General features: G+C 58.8%; 18 protein-coding genes. 6 read left to right on the forward strand and 12 right to left on the reverse strand.

What is annotated here, in order from left to right; all coding sequences use genetic code 11:
- Positions 1-86 precede the first annotated feature (86 nt).
- Positions 87-239 carry a hypothetical protein gene (locus KW829_RS06065; RefSeq protein ID WP_172411120.1) on the forward strand — a complete coding sequence of 51 codons (153 nt, stop codon included), beginning with the start codon at positions 87-89 and terminating at the stop codon, positions 237-239.
- Positions 240-451: 212 nt separating this feature from the next.
- On the opposite strand, the gene KW829_RS06070 is transcribed toward KW829_RS06065, so the two are convergent.
- From KW829_RS06070 to KW829_RS06080, 3 genes are all read right to left on the reverse strand, one after another.
- Positions 452-1,042: a hypothetical protein gene (locus KW829_RS06070; RefSeq protein WP_063429386.1), complete on the reverse strand. Its 591-nt coding sequence runs from the start codon at positions 1,040-1,042 to the stop codon at positions 452-454.
- A 139-nt stretch (positions 1,043-1,181) separates the two neighbouring features.
- The gene (locus KW829_RS06075) at positions 1,182-1,637 is read right to left on the reverse strand and encodes a hypothetical protein (RefSeq protein ID WP_089599363.1); all 456 of its coding nucleotides are present in this window, start codon (positions 1,635-1,637) and stop codon (positions 1,182-1,184) included.
- A gap of 230 nt (positions 1,638-1,867) precedes the next feature.
- Positions 1,868-2,749, reverse strand: a complete 882-nt coding sequence (locus KW829_RS06080; protein WP_218307825.1) for a LysR family transcriptional regulator — start codon at positions 2,747-2,749, stop codon at positions 1,868-1,870.
- A 105-nt stretch (positions 2,750-2,854) separates the two neighbouring features.
- Here KW829_RS06080 and budA point away from each other — a divergent pair, with 105 nt between their 5' ends.
- From budA to KW829_RS06100, 4 genes are all read left to right on the forward strand, one after another.
- Positions 2,855-3,634, forward strand: coding sequence for an acetolactate decarboxylase (budA, locus tag KW829_RS06085; protein ID WP_010428351.1), 780 nt, complete (start codon positions 2,855-2,857; stop codon positions 3,632-3,634).
- Complete coding sequence (gene alsS, locus KW829_RS06090) at positions 3,606-5,327, forward strand: acetolactate synthase AlsS (RefSeq protein ID WP_256350496.1); 1,722 nt, start codon at positions 3,606-3,608, stop codon at positions 5,325-5,327. Before budA ends, alsS begins: the two co-directional genes overlap by 29 nt.
- 20 nt (positions 5,328-5,347) lie before the next feature.
- Complete coding sequence (locus KW829_RS06095; RefSeq protein WP_148400362.1) at positions 5,348-6,118, forward strand: (S)-acetoin forming diacetyl reductase; 771 nt, start codon at positions 5,348-5,350, stop codon at positions 6,116-6,118.
- 131 nt (positions 6,119-6,249) lie between these two features.
- Positions 6,250-6,723 carry a cold-shock protein gene (locus KW829_RS06100; protein WP_010428355.1) on the forward strand — a complete coding sequence of 158 codons (474 nt, stop codon included), beginning with the start codon at positions 6,250-6,252 and terminating at the stop codon, positions 6,721-6,723.
- A gap of 69 nt (positions 6,724-6,792) precedes the next feature.
- Here the strand turns inward: KW829_RS06100 and KW829_RS06105 are convergent, their stop codons facing one another.
- The 5 genes from KW829_RS06105 to KW829_RS06125 all read right to left on the reverse strand — a co-directional run bounded on the left by KW829_RS06105 (position 6,793) and on the right by KW829_RS06125 (position 11,825).
- On the reverse strand, positions 6,793-7,497 hold the full coding sequence (locus KW829_RS06105) for an ABC transporter ATP-binding protein (RefSeq protein ID WP_218307827.1): 705 nt from the start codon (positions 7,495-7,497) through the stop codon (positions 6,793-6,795).
- Positions 7,484-8,320, reverse strand: a complete 837-nt coding sequence (locus KW829_RS06110) for an ABC transporter ATP-binding protein (RefSeq protein WP_218307828.1) — start codon at positions 8,318-8,320, stop codon at positions 7,484-7,486. The genes KW829_RS06105 and KW829_RS06110 overlap by 14 nt, the downstream gene beginning before the upstream one ends.
- Positions 8,313-9,146, reverse strand: coding sequence for an ABC transporter permease (locus KW829_RS06115; RefSeq protein WP_218307829.1), 834 nt, complete (start codon positions 9,144-9,146; stop codon positions 8,313-8,315). Before KW829_RS06115 ends, KW829_RS06110 begins: the two co-directional genes overlap by 8 nt.
- Positions 9,146-10,159, reverse strand: a complete 1,014-nt coding sequence (locus KW829_RS06120) for an ABC transporter permease (protein ID WP_218307830.1) — start codon at positions 10,157-10,159, stop codon at positions 9,146-9,148. Before KW829_RS06120 ends, KW829_RS06115 begins: the two co-directional genes overlap by 1 nt.
- A gap of 97 nt (positions 10,160-10,256) precedes the next feature.
- Entirely contained in the window at positions 10,257-11,825 is a 1,569-nt protein-coding gene (locus KW829_RS06125) for an ABC transporter substrate-binding protein (protein ID WP_218307831.1), read from the reverse strand.
- Positions 11,826-12,026: 201 nt separating this feature from the next.
- On the opposite strand from KW829_RS06125, the gene KW829_RS06130 reads away from it, so the two are divergent.
- Entirely contained in the window at positions 12,027-12,725 is a 699-nt protein-coding gene (locus KW829_RS06130; protein WP_218307832.1) for a GNAT family N-acetyltransferase, read from the forward strand.
- Between the two features lie 33 nt (positions 12,726-12,758).
- Here the strand turns inward: KW829_RS06130 and KW829_RS06135 are convergent, their stop codons facing one another.
- The 4 genes from KW829_RS06135 to KW829_RS06150 all read right to left on the reverse strand — a co-directional run bounded on the left by KW829_RS06135 (position 12,759) and on the right by KW829_RS06150 (position 16,755).
- On the reverse strand, positions 12,759-14,453 hold the full coding sequence (locus KW829_RS06135) for a thiamine pyrophosphate-binding protein (RefSeq protein WP_218307833.1): 1,695 nt from the start codon (positions 14,451-14,453) through the stop codon (positions 12,759-12,761).
- 33 nt (positions 14,454-14,486) lie between these two features.
- Complete coding sequence (locus tag KW829_RS06140; RefSeq protein ID WP_218307834.1) at positions 14,487-15,227, reverse strand: SDR family oxidoreductase; 741 nt, start codon at positions 15,225-15,227, stop codon at positions 14,487-14,489.
- 329 nt (positions 15,228-15,556) lie between these two features.
- Positions 15,557-16,204 (reverse strand): anti-sigma factor domain-containing protein, encoded by a 648-nt coding sequence (locus KW829_RS06145; RefSeq protein WP_218307835.1) that lies wholly within the window; start codon positions 16,202-16,204, stop codon positions 15,557-15,559.
- Positions 16,201-16,755 (reverse strand): RNA polymerase sigma factor, encoded by a 555-nt coding sequence (locus KW829_RS06150; RefSeq protein ID WP_218307836.1) that lies wholly within the window; start codon positions 16,753-16,755, stop codon positions 16,201-16,203. Before KW829_RS06150 ends, KW829_RS06145 begins: the two co-directional genes overlap by 4 nt.
- Positions 16,756-16,757 lie beyond the last annotated feature (2 nt).

Genomic DNA, 16,757 nt, shown 5'->3' on the forward strand with positions numbered 1-16,757 from the left:
GTGTCGTCCAGTGTGGAGGATGCCTATCTTTTACCTTGCTAAACATTTTGCCGGGAGCTGGAGGCAGGTAAGGAAACAGAATCAGGATGAGCTCGCGTATTGTCACGCTTTATCTCATTGCCTGGCGCTCTTCATTGCATCCTGCTTCCCCGGGTTGCATTGCTGTTTTGTACCGGGAAGATAAAAATGCCCCGATGGATCCGGATCTGTTCCGCCCGGACAACCCGCTCGGCCATTAGATGAGGCGGTGCCATCAGAACCGTTTCCGCCATCAGAGCCATTTCCTCCATCACCACCCTTACCGCCATCAGCAGCATTTACAGCGAATGCACTGAGTAAGAGCAAACAGGCAATAGCGCGCTTATTCATCAAAACCTCCATTGTTCAACCCATAAACATTCTGGAAAATACTCCCGCGAGGTTTCCTTTCGGAACATTTCACAGGTACACCTCACGTCTGACTTTCAATATTCTCTCTGACCGCCTTCAGCGTCCTTTTACGGATCCAGCCGCTGCCCGCCCGGATTACCAGCCAGTAAGCTGTCATCCTTAGCCGAGTGCTTCTGTCCGGACAATAGACGAACGTTTCCGTACAGAGTTCATGTTGCCCTGGCGCCAGTTCCGTTATCCGATAGCGAAGTAACAGTTTCGCACTGCCCGGAGCGGCTGGCGTCTGAAAAGCACTGGCATCCGGCACGTCTTCCAGACCGAAATCTGTCCGCCAGAATTGCCCGATTAAGCCATAGCACAGCTCAGATGCTGAGCTTTTCAAAAGGGTAAAGCTGTGCAAACCAAAGTCGCCGATCGCGTTAGATTGCGGGTTGCGCAGAAATTTCTGCGGTATTTGACGTAATGACATTAGCCGCTGAATCACGGGGTCTTGCCGGACGTCAAAGTTAGCAATCAATGGCAGAATAGTTTCAGGATGAGCAGTATGAATGACCGTTCGATGTTTCTCATGAAATTGAAACTGGGGTAGAAAAGCGGGAACGTCCCGCCAGTGAGCAAGCGCTTTGCGGGTAACGAATCCTGGATTCAGCATCTCTCATCCTTGTCATCCATTGAGCCCAGCCAGAGTAACAGATGCTTTGATATAGACAATTACCAGGAAAAGAGAGGGGTATCTGGCCGAAATCCTCGCCCGTCCGCAGCAGCAGAACCCCGGCCTCCCATCACCCGCCTCAATGCGCCGTTATATACGGCTCCTTCACAAACTCCGCCAACAGCCAGACCATATCATGCAGTAGCCCGGTGAGTTCTTTCGCCACGCTCGCAGGCAGTGTCCCGCCCATCACCGCCAGCGTTAACGCCACAGCATAATCCACCTGCAACTCCGTTTCCTGCCAGCAGTCCGGCACGCAGGAAACGATCTTCTCCCCCGCGATGAGCCGTTCAATCAGATGCGGGGGAAGCTCCGTATCGCAATGTTCACGCAGGCGTTTAAGCAGTTCCAGCAAGCGCTCGCAAAGTATGGAAAACGTCACGGGATCGTCAGTTTCAACCAGCACGCTCACACAGGCGGCGCAGGTGTCAGCCAGTTCGAAGAGATCTGCGGAATCGCAAAGCTGAAGATTGATGAGATGATGAACAGCGCTTTCTTCAGAGAGCGCATAAGAAAAGTTAGGTGTAGTAGCCATTTAGCATCCTCGTTGTGCAAAAAAGTGTCATGTTATGCTAACGGGTTCCTACGCCCGGTTACGGATGTGCCGCAACGCAGGCACTTTACGACCGTGAAGAAGGGATGAAAAGGGATGCCCCTGAATTACATAAGGTTGCTTGCAGGTTTGCGAGGCGGCTTCCAGAAGGGCATTGCCGGGTGGCGGCTGCGCCTTACCCGGCCTACAAAAAACACCAACCAAACCGGCCGCTACCCCTCGCTCATCATCGTCAGAAACCGCTTCACCGTCCGCGAGCGTTCAAAGCGCCGCCAGCAGAGTGCGATATCGGTATAAAGCTCCGGCGAGCTCAGCGCGTGGTAGGTGACATTCGGCGGAGAAATGGCCGCCATCGACTTCGGCACCAGCGCGAAGCCGCCACCTGCGGAAACCATGCTCAGGGAGGATGAAAGCTGTGATGACTGCAGCGCGTGCTGCACGTCAATCCCGGCCCGTTCACAGCAGCCGTAAACCCGGTCGTACAGGCCGGGCGCGACCTCCTGCGGGAACAGCACCACCGGCGTATCACGCAGCTGATCCAGCGCCAGATCGCCGCTTGCTGCCAGCGGATGGTCGCGATGCAGCGCCACCACCATCGGCTCCCGGTCGAGAATTGTTAACTCGAACGCTTTGCTGCTCTCGCAGGGCAGGCGCACGAAGGCGATATCAAGTTCACCCTCCGCCAGCTTTGTCGTCAGCGAAGACATATTGGCTTCCACCTGGTGAACCTGCACCGCCATGTTCTGCACCTGAAACTGACGGATCAGCGCGAAAATTTTGGGATGAAAAGCGTCGGAGCTGGTGATGCCAATCGACAGGCTGCCGTTCAGCCCGCGCGCGATGCCGCGGGCTTTCTCCAGCGCGGCGTCGCTCAGCGCCAGGATCTTGCAGGCGTCCTCGTAGAAGGCTTCTCCCGCTTCGGTCAGCTCGACGCCCCGCGTCAGGCGTCTGAACAGCGGCGTGCCCACTTCCTCTTCGAGCCGTTTGATCTGCTGACTCAGAGGAGGCTGTGAAATACCCAGCGCTTCGGCCGCCCTGGTGAAGTGTCGCTCGCGTGCAACCGCGACAAAATACCGCAGATAACGAAGTTCCATATCAAAAACGTCTCAAACCACCATGGTTTCTATATTGGAACTCTCTGCTGAATCGGGTCAACATTTATTTAACCTTTCTAAATAAAGTTGAAGAGGACGAGCACGATGATGCATTCATCTGCCTGCGACTGTGAGGCCAGCTTGTGCGAGACCCTGCGCGGGTTCTCCGCCCAGCATCCTGACAGCGTGATCTATCAGACATCGCTAATGAGCGCCCTGCTAAGCGGCGTGTACGAGGGGGAAACCACCATCGCCGATCTGCTGGCACACGGTGATTTTGGTCTGGGCACCTTCAACGAGCTGGACGGCGAAATGATTGCCTTCAGCAGCAAAGTGTACCAGCTGCGCGCCGACGGCAGCGCCCGGGCCGCGAAGCCAGAGCAGAAAACGCCGTTCGCGGTGATGACCTGGTTCCAGCCGCAGTACCGGATAACCTTCAATGGCCCGGTCAGCCGTCAGCAGATCCACGACGCGATCGACCAGCAAATTCCCTCCGACAACCTGTTCTGCGCGCTGCGCATCGACGGCAACTTCCGCCATGCCCACACCCGCACCGTACCGCGCCAGACGCCGCCGTACCGCGCGATGACCGACGTGCTGGACGACCAGCCGGTGTTCCGCTTTAACCAGCGCGAAGGGGTGCTGGTCGGGTTCCGCACGCCGCAGCATATGCAGGGCATTAACGTGGCGGGCTATCACGAACATTTCATCACCGATGACCGTCAGGGCGGGGGACATCTGCTCGACTACCAGTTGGAGAGCGGCGTGCTCACCTTCGGTGAAATTCACAAGCTAATGATTGATCTGCCCGCCGACAGCGCGTTTTTACAGGCCAACCTTCACCCCAGCAATCTTGATGCAGCGATCCGTTCCGTCGAAAACTAACAGGAGAACTACCGTGAACAGTGAGAAACAGTCACGTCAGTGGGCGCACGGCGCCGATATGGTTGTCGGTCAGCTGGAAGCGCAGGGCGTGAAGCAGGTGTTCGGCATTCCGGGTGCGAAAATCGACAAGGTCTTTGACTCCCTGCTGGACTCCTCCATCGAGATTATTCCCGTCCGCCACGAGGCCAACGCGGCGTTTATGGCGGCGGCGGTAGGGCGGCTGACCGGCAAGGCCGGGGTCGCGCTGGTCACCTCCGGGCCGGGCTGTTCGAACCTGATCACCGGCATCGCCACCGCCAACAGCGAAGGCGATCCGGTGGTGGCGCTGGGCGGGGCGGTGAAGCGGGCGGATAAAGCCAAGCTGGTGCACCAGAGCATGGACACCGTTGCCATGTTCAGCCCGGTCACCAAATACGCTGTAGAAGTCAGTTCACCGGATGCGATTGCCGAAGTGGTATCGAACGCGTTTCGCGCCGCCGAGCACGGCAGGCCGGGGGGCGCGTTCGTCAGCCTGCCGCAGGATATTGTCGATCAGCCCGCGACCGGGGCGATACTGCCCGCCAGCGGCCCGGCACTGATGGGCCCGGCGCCGGAATCCGCCATTAACGACGTGGCGAAGCTTATCGAGAACGCCAAAAACCCGGTTATTTTGCTCGGCCTGATGGCTAGCCAGCCGGCCAACAGCGCCGCGCTGCGCAAGCTGCTGGAGAAAAGCCGTATTCCGGTCACCAGCACCTATCAGGCCGCCGGGGCGGTGAACCAGGAACACTTCACCCGCTTCGCCGGACGCGTCGGCCTCTTTAACAACCAGGCGGGCGACAGGCTGCTCCACCTGGCGGATCTGATTATCTGCATCGGCTACAGCCCGGTGGAGTACGAGCCGTCCATGTGGAACAGCGGCGATGCCACGCTGGTGCACATTGACGTGCTGCCCGCCTATGAAGAACGTAACTACGTGCCGGATCTGGAGCTGGTGGGGGACATCGCCGAAACCCTGAACCTGCTCGCTAACCGCATCGAACGTAAGCTGGAGCTGAGCCAGCGGGCGTCAGAGATTCTGGTCGATCGCCAGCATCAGCGCGATCTGCTCGACCGCCGCGGCGCCTCGCTCAACCAGTTTGCGCTGCATCCGCTGCGCATCGTCCGGGCCATGCAGGACATCGTGAATAACGACGTGACGCTCACCGTGGACATGGGCAGCTTCCACATCTGGATCGCCCGCTACCTCTACAGCTTCCGGGCGCGTCAGGTAATGATCTCCAACGGTCAGCAGACCATGGGCGTCGCGCTGCCGTGGGCGATTGGCGCGTGGCTGGTCAACCCGGGGCGCAAGGTGGTGTCGGTGTCCGGCGACGGCGGCTTCCTGCAGTCGAGCATGGAGCTGGAAACCGCGGTGCGCCTCAACGCCAACGTGCTGCACATCATCTGGGTGGATAACGGCTACAACATGGTGGCCATCCAGGAAGAGAAAAAATACCAGCGTCTTTCCGGCGTCGAATTCGGGCCGGTCGATTTCAAAGTGTATGCCGACGCCTTCGGCGCGAAAGGCTTTGCCGTGGAGAGCGCGGACGCGCTTGAGCCGACGCTGCGCGCGGCAATGGATGTCGACGGCCCCGCCGTGGTGGCCATTCCCGTCGACTACAGCGATAACCCACTGCTGATGGGCCAGCTCCATCTCAGCCAGATTTTGTGAATCAATATAAGGACAGAGAAATGCAAAAAGTTGCTCTCGTAACAGGCTCAGGCCAGGGGATTGGTAAAGCGATTGCGCTGCGCCTGGTGAAGGATGGCTTTGCCGTCGCCATCGCCGACTATAACGACGAGACGGCGAGAGCCGTTGCCGACGAAATCATCCGCAACGGCGGTAATGCCGTCGCCGTGAAGGTCGATGTCTCTGACCGCGAGCAGGTGTTTGCGGCGGTGGAAAAGGCGCGCACCGCACTGGGCGGCTTCGACGTGATCGTCAATAACGCCGGGGTTGCGCCGTCCACGCCAATCGAATCCATCACCCCGGAGATTGTCGACAAGGTCTACAACATCAACGTGAAAGGGGTGATCTGGGGCATTCAGGCCGCGATCGACGCGTTTCGCAAAGAGGGGCACGGCGGCAAGATCATCAACGCCTGCTCCCAGGCGGGCCACACCGGTAACCCGGAGCTGGCCGTCTACAGTTCCAGCAAGTTCGCGGTGCGCGGCTTAACCCAGACCGCCGCGCGGGATCTCGCGCCGCTGGGGATCACCGTTAACGCCTACTGCCCGGGCATCGTCAAAACGCCGATGTGGGCAGAGATCGACCGTCAGGTGTCCGAGGCGGCGGGTAAACCGCTCGGCTACGGGACCGAAACCTTTGCCAAACGCATTACGCTTGGCCGCCTGTCCGAACCGGAAGATGTCGCCGCCTGCGTTTCATACCTCGCCGGGCCTGACTCTGACTATATGACCGGCCAGTCCTTATTGATCGACGGTGGTATGGTGTTCAACTAAATACTAATAAGCTCTGACATGAGTTTTCCCCTGCCCCCGTGCAGGGGCTTTTTTTTGTCTCCTCCGCCATTGTGCATTACACTGCGCGCTGCAAAACTTTAGTCATTACGATCTGACAGGCGGTAACAGCGATGAACGGTACAATCACAACGTGGTTTAAAGATAAAGGCTTTGGATTTATCAAAGATGAAAACGGCGACAATCGCTATTTTCATGTGATTAAGGTCGCGAACCCCGATCTGATTAAAAAAGATGCCGCGGTGACCTTCGAGCCAACCACCAACAATAAAGGCCTCTCCGCCTACGCGGTGAAGGTGATCCCCGAAAGTAAGCACCTCTATATTGCGGGCGAGCGCGTGAAGCTCACCTCGATCAAATCCTTCGTGGTGTTCAGCGAAGAAGAGCCGGTTGATGCCAAAATCGACAAAGAGAACGCGGTGCTGTCGGTCGGGCTGCTGATGAACAGCATCAAGCCGAAGTCCGATAAAAAGCCGGGCGAAACGCGTTCGGTGAAGAAGCTGGCGATCACCACCTTCCAGAATACGACGATGATCTTCACCGAAGATGAAATCGACATTGATGCCACGGTGAAGCTGCTGAAGTGATTTGTTGCCGGGTGGCGGCTACGCCTTACCCGGCCTACGAAACCCGTGCGGCGCTCGCCGCCGCACGGTTTACCCCATTCTGTGCTCGCCCCTCAACATTGCCTCACGGTCAAACACCCGCTGGATCTCCCCGTGCGCCATAAACGCCGCCCGGTCTGACATATGCGCAACCACGTCCGCGTCGTGGCTCACCAGCAGATAGGTCATGCCGTGCTCGGCCTTCAGGCGGTTGAGCAGGTTCAGGATTTCCGCCTGCACCGACATATCCAGCGCCGAGGTCGGCTCGTCCAGCAGGAGTAGCTGCGGGCGCAGCAGCAGCGCGCGGGCAATGGCAACGCGCTGGCGCTGGCCGCCGGAAAGCTGATGCGGATAACGTTTACCCGCGTCGGCGGAAAGCCCCACCTGCTGTAGCGCATCCGCCATCTTTTCGGCAACCTGAGTTTCACCGTGGATGTTTAACGGCTCTGACAGGGTACGCGCAACGGTGTGGTTCGGGTGCAAAGAGGCCCACGGATCCTGAAACACCATCTGCACGTTGCGGCGAAGCTCGCCTTCAAAACGTCGTCCTGGCCGTAACGCTTCTCCCAGGATCGAAATGCGGCCGTTCCACTCGCGCTGCAGCCCCGCCAGCACGCGCAGAATAGTCGATTTCCCGCAGCCGGATTCACCGATCAGGCTGAAGGTCTCGCCTTTCTCAATAGCAAAGCTGGCGGCGGAGACCGCCGTTTTCTCCCCGAAGCTCACCTGGAGCCGGTTTACGTCAACGAGAGCCATTGTTCACCTCCTTCCACGGCTGCGAGCGGTCCAGCGTCGGCAGCATCTGTCCATAGGTACTGGCGTTCGGACGGCAGGTCCACAGGGTGCGCGTATACGGGTGCGTCGCCTGCGGGAGCTGGCTTGCCGCCATCTCATCGACTTTTTCGCCCTGATACATCACCAGCACGCGGTCGCAGTGCTCCGCTACCAGCGGCAGATCGTGGCTGATTAACAGCATCGCCATCTGGCGTTCTTCGCACTGCTGCACCAGCAGTTCGAGGATCTGGTTGCGCAGGCGGGCGTCCAGTGCGGAAGTGGGTTCGTCGGCAATCAGCACCTGCGGGTTGTTGATCAGCGCCATCGCAATCATCACGCGCTGGCCCATGCCGCCCGAGAGTTCGCCAGGGTAGCGCTGGAGGACATGTTCGTTAAGTCCGACGGCGCGGATGATGTCGTGAATGCGCGCCAGGCGTTCAGCGCGGGGCAGGCGCTGATGCAGGGTCAGCGCCTCATCAAGCTGGGCGGCGACGTTTTTCGCCGGATTCAGCGCGTAGCGCGGGTCCTGCAGGACCATTGCAATCCCGTTGCCGCGCAGCGCCTGCCAGCGGCGGCTGTTCAGGGCCAGCAGGTCGTTGCCGAGCACGTTAAGCCGGTTCGCGCTCACGATGCCGGGCCTACGCACCAGCCCCATCAGGGCGCGGGCGGACATCGACTTGCCCGAGCCGGATTCCCCCACCAGCGCCAGCCGCTCGTTGCCAAGCGTGAAGCTCAGGTTGTTGACCACGCGCGCGGCGGGGTAGTCGATATTCAGCGCATCGACGATGACGCGTTGTTCAGTCATGCTGTGGCTCCAGTACGTCGCGCAGGCCGTCGCCCAACAGGTTAAAGGCCAGGCTGGCAAACAGAATGGCCCCGCCCGGAATGGCGGCAATCCACCACTGGTCGAAAATCACCTGCATGCCGTCGGCAATCATCGCGCCCCATTCGGCCATCGGCGGACGTGCGCCAAGGCCGAGGAAGCCAAGACCGGCGGCCGCCAGAATAATGCCTGCCAGATCCAGCGCCAGCCGCACAATCGCGGACGGCAGACACAGGGGCAGAATATGCCCGACCAGCAGGCGCGGGCCGCGAATGCCCATCATCTCGGCGGCGGCCAGGTAATCGCTGTGGCGCAGACGCTGAATTTCACTTCGGGCCTGACGCGCGTAGGCCGGCCAGGTGGTTAAGGCCAGCGCCAGCGCGCCGTTGACCAGCCCCGGGCCGAGCATTGCCACAAACGCGAAGGCGAGGATCAGGCGCGGCATCGACATCACCACGTCGGTAAAGCGCATCAGGATGCGCTCCATCCAGCCGCCGTAGTAGCCGGACAAAATCCCCATCAGCAGCCCGGCGGGCAGGGTGATAACGGTAACTAATGCCACCAGCCCGAGCGCCGGTCGCGTGCCGTAAATCAGGCGCGAAAGCAGGTCGCGCCCGTAGCTGTCGGTGCCCAGCCAGTGCTGGTCGTTCGGTGCCTGCAGGCGCGCGGCCGCGTCCTGCCAGTTCGGATCAAGCGGTGCGAGCCACGGCGCGAACAGGGCGATAAGCACCAGCAGTACGATGGCAACCAGCCCGCAAAACGCGGCAGGGGAGCGGCGCAGGCGGCGTAAGAAAAGATAAAACGGCATTAGCGCACCCTGGGATCGGTTGCCCGCACGAGCAGGTCGGTAAGGTTATTGATCAGTACAAAGCAGACGCCAATCAGCAGCGTGCCGCCCATGATGGCGGTGGTGTCTCCGGCGAACAGGGCGGTGGTGAGATAGCGCCCGATGCCCGGCCACGAGAAGACGGTTTCAGTTAATACCGCGCCTTCCAGCATGCTGGTGTAGGCCAGCGCAATCACCGTCAGCAAAGTGCTGCGAATGTTCGGCAGCACGTGGCGCAGCAGGATGGTCATCTCCCCGGCACCCTTGGCGCGGGCGAGCAGGATGTACTCTTTATTCATCTCGCTCAGGCAGGCCGAGCGCGTGAGGCGAGTGATGCTCGCCAGCGAGTAATACGCCAGCAGCAGCACCGGCAGCACCAGGTGGCTGAGGGCGTTGCGGAACGCCTCGCGGTCGCCGGAAAGCCAGGTATCTATGAGCGCAAAGCCGGTGCGCGGCTCGACGGTGAACTGCCAGATATCGTCCAGCCTGCCGGGACCCGCACTCCACTGCAGCTTCGCGTAGAACAGGGCCAGCATCAGCAGGCCGAGCCAGAAGATCGGCACCGAGTTGCCGAGCAGGGTGAGGGTTCTGATGGCGAGATCGAGCGGCGAACCGGCGTAGCGGGCGCACAGCACCCCGGCAATGACGCCGAGTACGGACCCGATGATTAAGGCCAGGGTTGCCAGCTCCAGCGTGGCGGGGAAGGCGCGCAGCAGGTCCTGCAGCACCGGCTGTCCGGTGGCGCTGGCGGTGCCTAAATCACCGTGGGCGAGGTTTTGCAGATAGTGCCAGAACTGCACGGGCAGCGGCCGATCCAGCCCGAGCTGGTGGCGAACCTGATCGTAGGTTGACTGGCTGGCGTGATCGCCGACGATCTGCAGCACGCGATCGACCGGGGAAAAAGCCGAGAGCGCAAACGTGACGAGCAGCAGCCCGAAAAGCGTGAGCAGCAGGGTCAGCAGACCCTGGAGCACGCGGGTGGAAAGATGTGGCATGGGAAATCTCTTCATGCCGGGTGGCGGCTTCGCCTTACCCGGCCTACAAAAACCGAGAACGTAGGCCGGGTAAGCGCAGCGCCACCCGGCAACAAGGCTACTTCGTAACGCGATCGTACCAGACCATATCCGCGTTCAGGCCCTGCTGATACCCCTTCACGCTATCGCGCACCACGATCTGGGTTTTGCCCTGATCGACGAACACGTACGGCGAATTCTGCTGCAGCTGTTCCTGCATTTTCTTGTACAGATCCAGACGCTTCGCCGGATCCGGCTCGGCAACCGCCGCCAGCGTGGCTTTGTTCAGATCCGGAATTTTCCAGCCGTTCAGGCCGGCCACGGTGCTGGATTTACCGTCGTTCCACGCGAAGGCGCTAGCGTTGGAGTGCGCATCGAAGTAGTCCGGGATCCACAGACGAATGGCCGCCTGATGCTGCTTCGCGCGCACGCGGGCATAGACCTGGCTACCCGCCGCAGGCAGCAGATCCACCTTCACGCCGCCCTGGGCAAAGCTCGCCTGCATCGACTGGGCGATGGTGATAAACGGCGGCTTGTTCTCCACGTCCAGCGTGAAGTGCGCGTCTTTAATGCCCGCTTTGGCGAGGATCGCTTTCGCCTTCGCCGGGTCAAATTTAAACGGATTGTCTTCCAGCGCGCCCGGCAGACCGACCGGCAGGAAGCTCTGATGAACAAAATACTGGCCTTTCAGCAGGTTTTTGGTGATGCCTTCATAGTCGACCAGCCAGCGCGAGGCCTCCCAGAATGCCGGGTTGTTCAGCAGCGGGTTGGCGCTGTTGCCGGTGTTGAACACCAGGTAATTTTGCTCGGCGGACGGGATGCTCAGCACCTTCACGCCGGGCTTGCCGTCCAGGGCGCTAATCTGATCTGCCCCCAGATCGCGCGCAACGTCCGCGTCACCCTGCTGGATCAGCAGGCGGCGGGAGGCCGGATCGGGGACGTTTTTAATGATGATGCTTTTCAGCTTTGGTGCACCGCCGGGGGCGGAGTCGTTGGCTTCCAGCACGATGGCCTGATGCGGCTGATAGACGCGCATTTTGAACGCGCCGCTGCCCGCCGAGTGCATTTTCAGCCACGCGTTGCCGAAGTCGTTATCCTTCACGTTCGCCGCAACCTGCTTTTCATCCACGATGGAGGCAATCGGCGTGGAGAGAATATTCAGCGCCACCGCCGGGCTGACGTCCGCCGTCCAGTGAAGCTGGAGGGTATGGTCATCCACCTTTTTCAGCTGGCTGGCGATGTTGCTGGCGTCCCAGCCCAGCACGTTCAGGATAAAGGCCGGGGATTTGTTCAGCGTCACGGCGCGGGTGTATGAGAAGATCACGTCTTCCGGGCGCAGCGGGTTGCCGGAGGCGAATTTTGCATCGGGCTTGAGCTTGATGGTCAGGGTTTTTGCTGCCGCGTCGGCGTCCCAGCTTTCTGCCAGAATCGGGGTGATTTTTTCCGGGTTATCGCGGTCCGGTTGCACCAGGCGCTGATACAGGCTCGGCACGGTCTGGATGCTGGAAAGCTCGTTGGCTTCGGCCGGGTCGAGGCTCACGATGTCATCAAGCCCCTGCGCGACAACCAGCGTGTTGGGCGGAGTAGCGGCGTGGGCAACGCTTGAGAGCGCAGCCAGCACCAGTAACGGCAGCAATTTTTTAGTCATAGCGATCCCTGAAGAAAATATATTGTGATTGTTTTATGCTCCGCTACGTTAGGTGGTCTCTGAAATTACGCAAAGTCGAAATTCAGCTTTCCTTATGCCTTCCGGGAATAATGCATGCGCTCGGGCTATTAAAATACGCTGCTTCTCGCCCGCTTTTTAACCTGCTATAACAAACTCCTTACCTTTCAGGGAGTCAACGCCGTGCCCGAAATCAATCAACATGGTCAAACCGTTAACGATATCGTCCCGGACTGGAAATGCGCCCGCGTGTTAACCCGCACGCCGCTTACCGGCCAGTACTGCCGTCTTGAGCCGCTGGATGCGGAGCATCACTCTTCAGATTTGTTCGAAGCCTATGCTCTGGGCGACGACAGCGACTGGACGTGGCTTGCCAGCACGCAGCCGGAAAGCGTGGAAGCGACCGCGCACTGGGTGCTGGGAAAGGTGCTGGACGATGACCTGGTGCCCTTTGCCGTGATCGATTTACGTACCGAAAAAGCGGTAGGGCTGGTGAGCTATATGGCGATCGAGCGGTTTCTCGGCTCGGTGGAAATCGGCCACGTCACCTGGTCGCGCAAGATGAAAGGCACCCGCATCGGCACCGAAGCGGTGTGGCTGCTGCTGAAAAACGCCTTCGAACATAAGTACCGTCGGCTGGAGTGGAAGTGTGATTCGATGAATATCGCCTCGCGCAACGCGGCAGAGAGGCTGGGGTTTGTCTGGGAGGGACGGCTGCGCCAGAAGCTGGTGCGCAAAGGTCGCAACCGCGACAGCGATATGCTCTCTATTATTGACGGCGAGTGGCCGGAAAGGGACGCGGCGCTGCGCGCCTGGCTGGCGGCAGAGAATTTTGACGGGGAAGGGCGGCAGATTAAGCGGTTAGAGGCGTTTCGGTTATAAGTGTTTTATGTAGGGTACATCTGAAACGGTCGATCAATCTGCGGAAATCGCGATTTCGATCAAATTGGTTTTTCCGGACTGTAGCCCCTGCGTCACCGCTGTGGCGATATCCGCGGCCTGGGTCACCCGGCAGCAGCGGATACCCATCGCGGTGCCCAGCGACTGGAAATCAATTCGCGGGTTAATCAGATCCATCCCGATAAAACGACCCAGCTTTGTCGAACTGTAGCCCGGCTGTCCTTTCATGAAGTTTTTCAGGATGTTGTACTCTAGGTTATTCATCACGATAAAGGTGACGGGCAGATTTTCGTGTGCCGCCGTCCAGAGCGCCTGCGGCGAGTACAGGGAGGCGCCGTCGCCAACCAGACACACTACCGGCTCGCGCCCCTGCCCCAGCGAGTGACCTACTGCTGCAGGCATTCCCCAGCCCAGACCGCCGCCGCGCATAAAGTAATAGCGCGGGTGCTGCTGGTCGGAGATAAACCGGCGAACGTGTCTGGCCGTTGCTATCGCCTCGTCGACAATCGTTATGCCAGGTGGAACAGACTTTATCACCTCGTAGGCCGCGACCATCGGTGAAATCGCCGGGCGCAGCCGCTCGGCTGCCAGACGCTCTTCCTGCAGTTGCCACTCTTTTCCACGTTCAGCGCGTGCCGCTTTGAGCAGCCGCTGATGCGCCAATTTGCTTGCCACCCGGCGTTGCTCAAGCTTCGGCAACAGTTCCTTCAGGGAGAGTTTTATATCTCCCATCACCGAGAGGCGGGTGGCGTAGGTGCGGCCAAGTTCGTTCATATCCGCCGAGAGCTGATACACCGCGCAGGTTTCCGGAATGGCCTCGCCCTCGCTATACAAAATGGTAATCAGGCTTCTGCCGCCGATGATAAACACCGCATCGTAGGCATTAACGACGCTGGCGATTTCATTTGCGGTGGTGGGCATATTCCCTCGCCAGAGCGCGTGCTGCGTGGGGAAGGGCAAATTCAACGGCCAGGAGGAGCCGTAGACGTGGGCGCCGAGCGCTTCAGCAAGCTGGACAATCTCCTGCGTCGAGCCGCTGGAGTGAACTTCATCCCCCGCCACAATCATGATCCTGCCGGGCGTAACCTGTATCAACTCTTCGGCCAGTTCGTCCAGCGAGCCCGCCACGGTGTGGTAGTTCACTTTAGAGGCCGTTTGTATCCCGGCGTCGCTCAGCTCTTCCATCACGTTCATTGGCAGGGATAGCAGCACCGGACCCGCGGGAGGGTAGCTGGCGGCGTGAAAGGCGCGGCGCACAAGAACCGGGAGCTGATCGGCGCTGGTGACCTCCTGCGCCCATTTCACCACCGGCGATCCAATGGAGACAATGTCATCGTACAGGAGCGGGTCGCGCACGTAGTGCCGCGTGTCCTGCTGCCCGACGGTGACAACCAGCGGCGTTTTCATGATCCGCGAATTAATGAGATTCCCCATGCCGTGCCCAAGACCGCTGGCGGTATGCAAATTGATAAAACCGGTCTTGCCGGAGGCTTTCGCGTAGCCGTCGGCAATGGCGACCACGCTGCTCTCCTGGAGTGCCAGAATATAGTGAATATTTTCATGGCGAAGAAGGGCATCAATGAGCGGGAGTTCGGTGGTGCCAGGGTTGCCAAAAATATATTCCACACCTTCACTCTCCAGCACTTCAAGGAGAATATCGGCACCCGATCGCATATTTAAATCTGATAGGGACGTTAATGATTTAATCATAATGACACCTCATTCAGCGTTATTTAACTTATGTTAAAATTCTTCCTGCGTAGGACGGACAATTATTTCATTTACATCAACGTCGTCAGGCTGTTCGATAGCAAATAATACGGCTCTGGCAATCGACTCTGCCGGAATAGCCTGCTTATAAAATTCATGCAGGAACTGTTTGCTCGGGGCATCAGAGCTGCCAAACTGCAGCTCGCTTTCAACGGCACCGGGGGAAATTAGGGTAGTTCGAACGGTTTTCCCCGCTTCCAGACGTAAGCCTTCACTCAGGGCGCGGACGGCGAATTTCGTGGCGCTGTACACCACGCCGCCGGGGGCAAGGACCTTGATACCCGCCACGGAGGCCACGTTAATAAAGTGTCCGCTCCCCTGACGCTGGAATACAGGGAATGCCGCGGCGATACCGTACAGCACGCCTTTAATATTGGTATCGATCATCCGGTCCCACTCGTCGGTTTTCAGCTCGCTGAGGGGGGCAATCGCCATAAAGCCCGCGTTGTTGATCAGCACGTCGACGCGCTGGTATGCGGTGACGGCAGCGTCAATCGCGCGCTGAACCTCCTCCTGTCGGGTCACGTCCGCCTTCAAGGCAATCGCCTGGCCGCCCTGCTGAATAATGCGATCCACCAGGGCGTTAATTCTCTCCAGACGACGGGCAACCAGCACCAGAGAGAAAGGTTTATTTACCAGATGAAGGGCAATGGCCTCACCAATACCGCTGCTGGCACCGGTGATAACAACAACTTTGTTTGCACTATTATTCATGATCTTATCTCACTGTTGTGTGATTCAAAAAAATAAAATGCAGATAAGGATTAAAGAATGATGACGAATTCTTTAACCCTTTTTAAAAATATATTGTATATATCGAATTAAATAACGTTCGATTTAAACTTAATGGAGTTGCAGGGATAGTGTCAATAACGTTTTAAATAATAAAATTCATTGCGGTGCTAATATTTAATTCTTATATGTAACAGTCAATATTATGTATAGGATTGAGTATTGAAAAATCTCTCTTTTCTTATCACGCGGGTGTAAATCCGCGGAAGGTAGATTAAGAGGCGCGCGGCCCTGCGAACAAGGCCGGAGGATTAAATCTTGCCGCTGTACAGCACGGGGCCGGTGGGTTGACCGGTGGGAGACCCCCCTTCGGGTTCGAGGCTTATGGCTATCATCGCGTCAGGGGTAAGGGTGTTGTTCCTGAGGGCAACATTAGTCGGTATATCACTTTGCAGCAGCCCAAGGGATATCGGGGCCTTCCCGGCAGGAATAAGCCAAAGCTGCAGGCTGTTTTGCGCCGCGACAGCGTTCGGTCTGAGAGGGGTGATGCTCAGATACTGGCGGCGGCTGTCCGCACTGACGATCCATTGCCCGTGCTGTTGGGCATCGTTGAGCACCATCAGCGGTGCGAGTTCCGGCGTGCGGGTGGAATACCAGGCTACCGCGCTAACGGCGGCGATGCCGGCCGCGACCATCCAGCCGAGATAGGGTCGGCTTTGGCGCAAAGGCTTTTTCGGTGGCAGATCGATGGCGATCCTCTTCCACACCGTCTCGGGTGGGTTAACGGGCGCGAGATGACTGTCGAGCGTGCTGAACGTTTCCTGCCAGTACGCCACGCGGGCGGCCAGACCAGGCTCAGCGGCAACTCTTTTCTGGAACTGAAGCCGCGCCCCTCCGCGCAGAGTACCGAGGGCATACTCCGCAGCCAGCATGTCATCGCGTTTTTCGCTGCCATTCATAGGCCCACACACTCCCGAAGATGATCCATCGCGCGGCGGATCCAGCTTTTTACCGAGCCCACGGGCTGCTGGAGCCAGTCGGCAATGTCGCTGTGGGACATGCCCTGATAGTAGGCGAGCATAATGCTCTGGCGCTGTTCATGACTCAAATGATCCAGACAGTGCCTGAGCCGTGCTGCCTGTGCGTCTTCGTGCCAGCTGTTCGGCTCATCGTTTTCGCTAAGCAGACTCTCTTCGGAATACGACTCCTCGCGGGCGGCAGCGCGGGTTTGCCCGCTGCGCAGCCAGTCAATACAGCGGTTGCGAACAATATGCGTAAGCCAGGTCATCGGAGAGCTCAGGGCGGCGTTATAGGTTTCAGCTTTACTCCAGACGGTGACAAAACAGTCGTGAAGGATCTCTTCTGCCCAGGCGCGATGATGAAGCATGCGCAGCGCGACGGCAAACAGGTGAGGCGATGTGAGTCGGTAAAGTTGTTCAAATGCGCGGCGATCGCCGTTAGCGATCGCCTGCATTAATTTCAACTGCTGTTGAGCCAGCGCGTTATCCATGT

The organism is Enterobacter sp. ENT02, assembly GCF_019219165.1.
Lineage (GTDB): Bacteria > Pseudomonadota > Gammaproteobacteria > Enterobacterales > Enterobacteriaceae > Enterobacter > Enterobacter mori.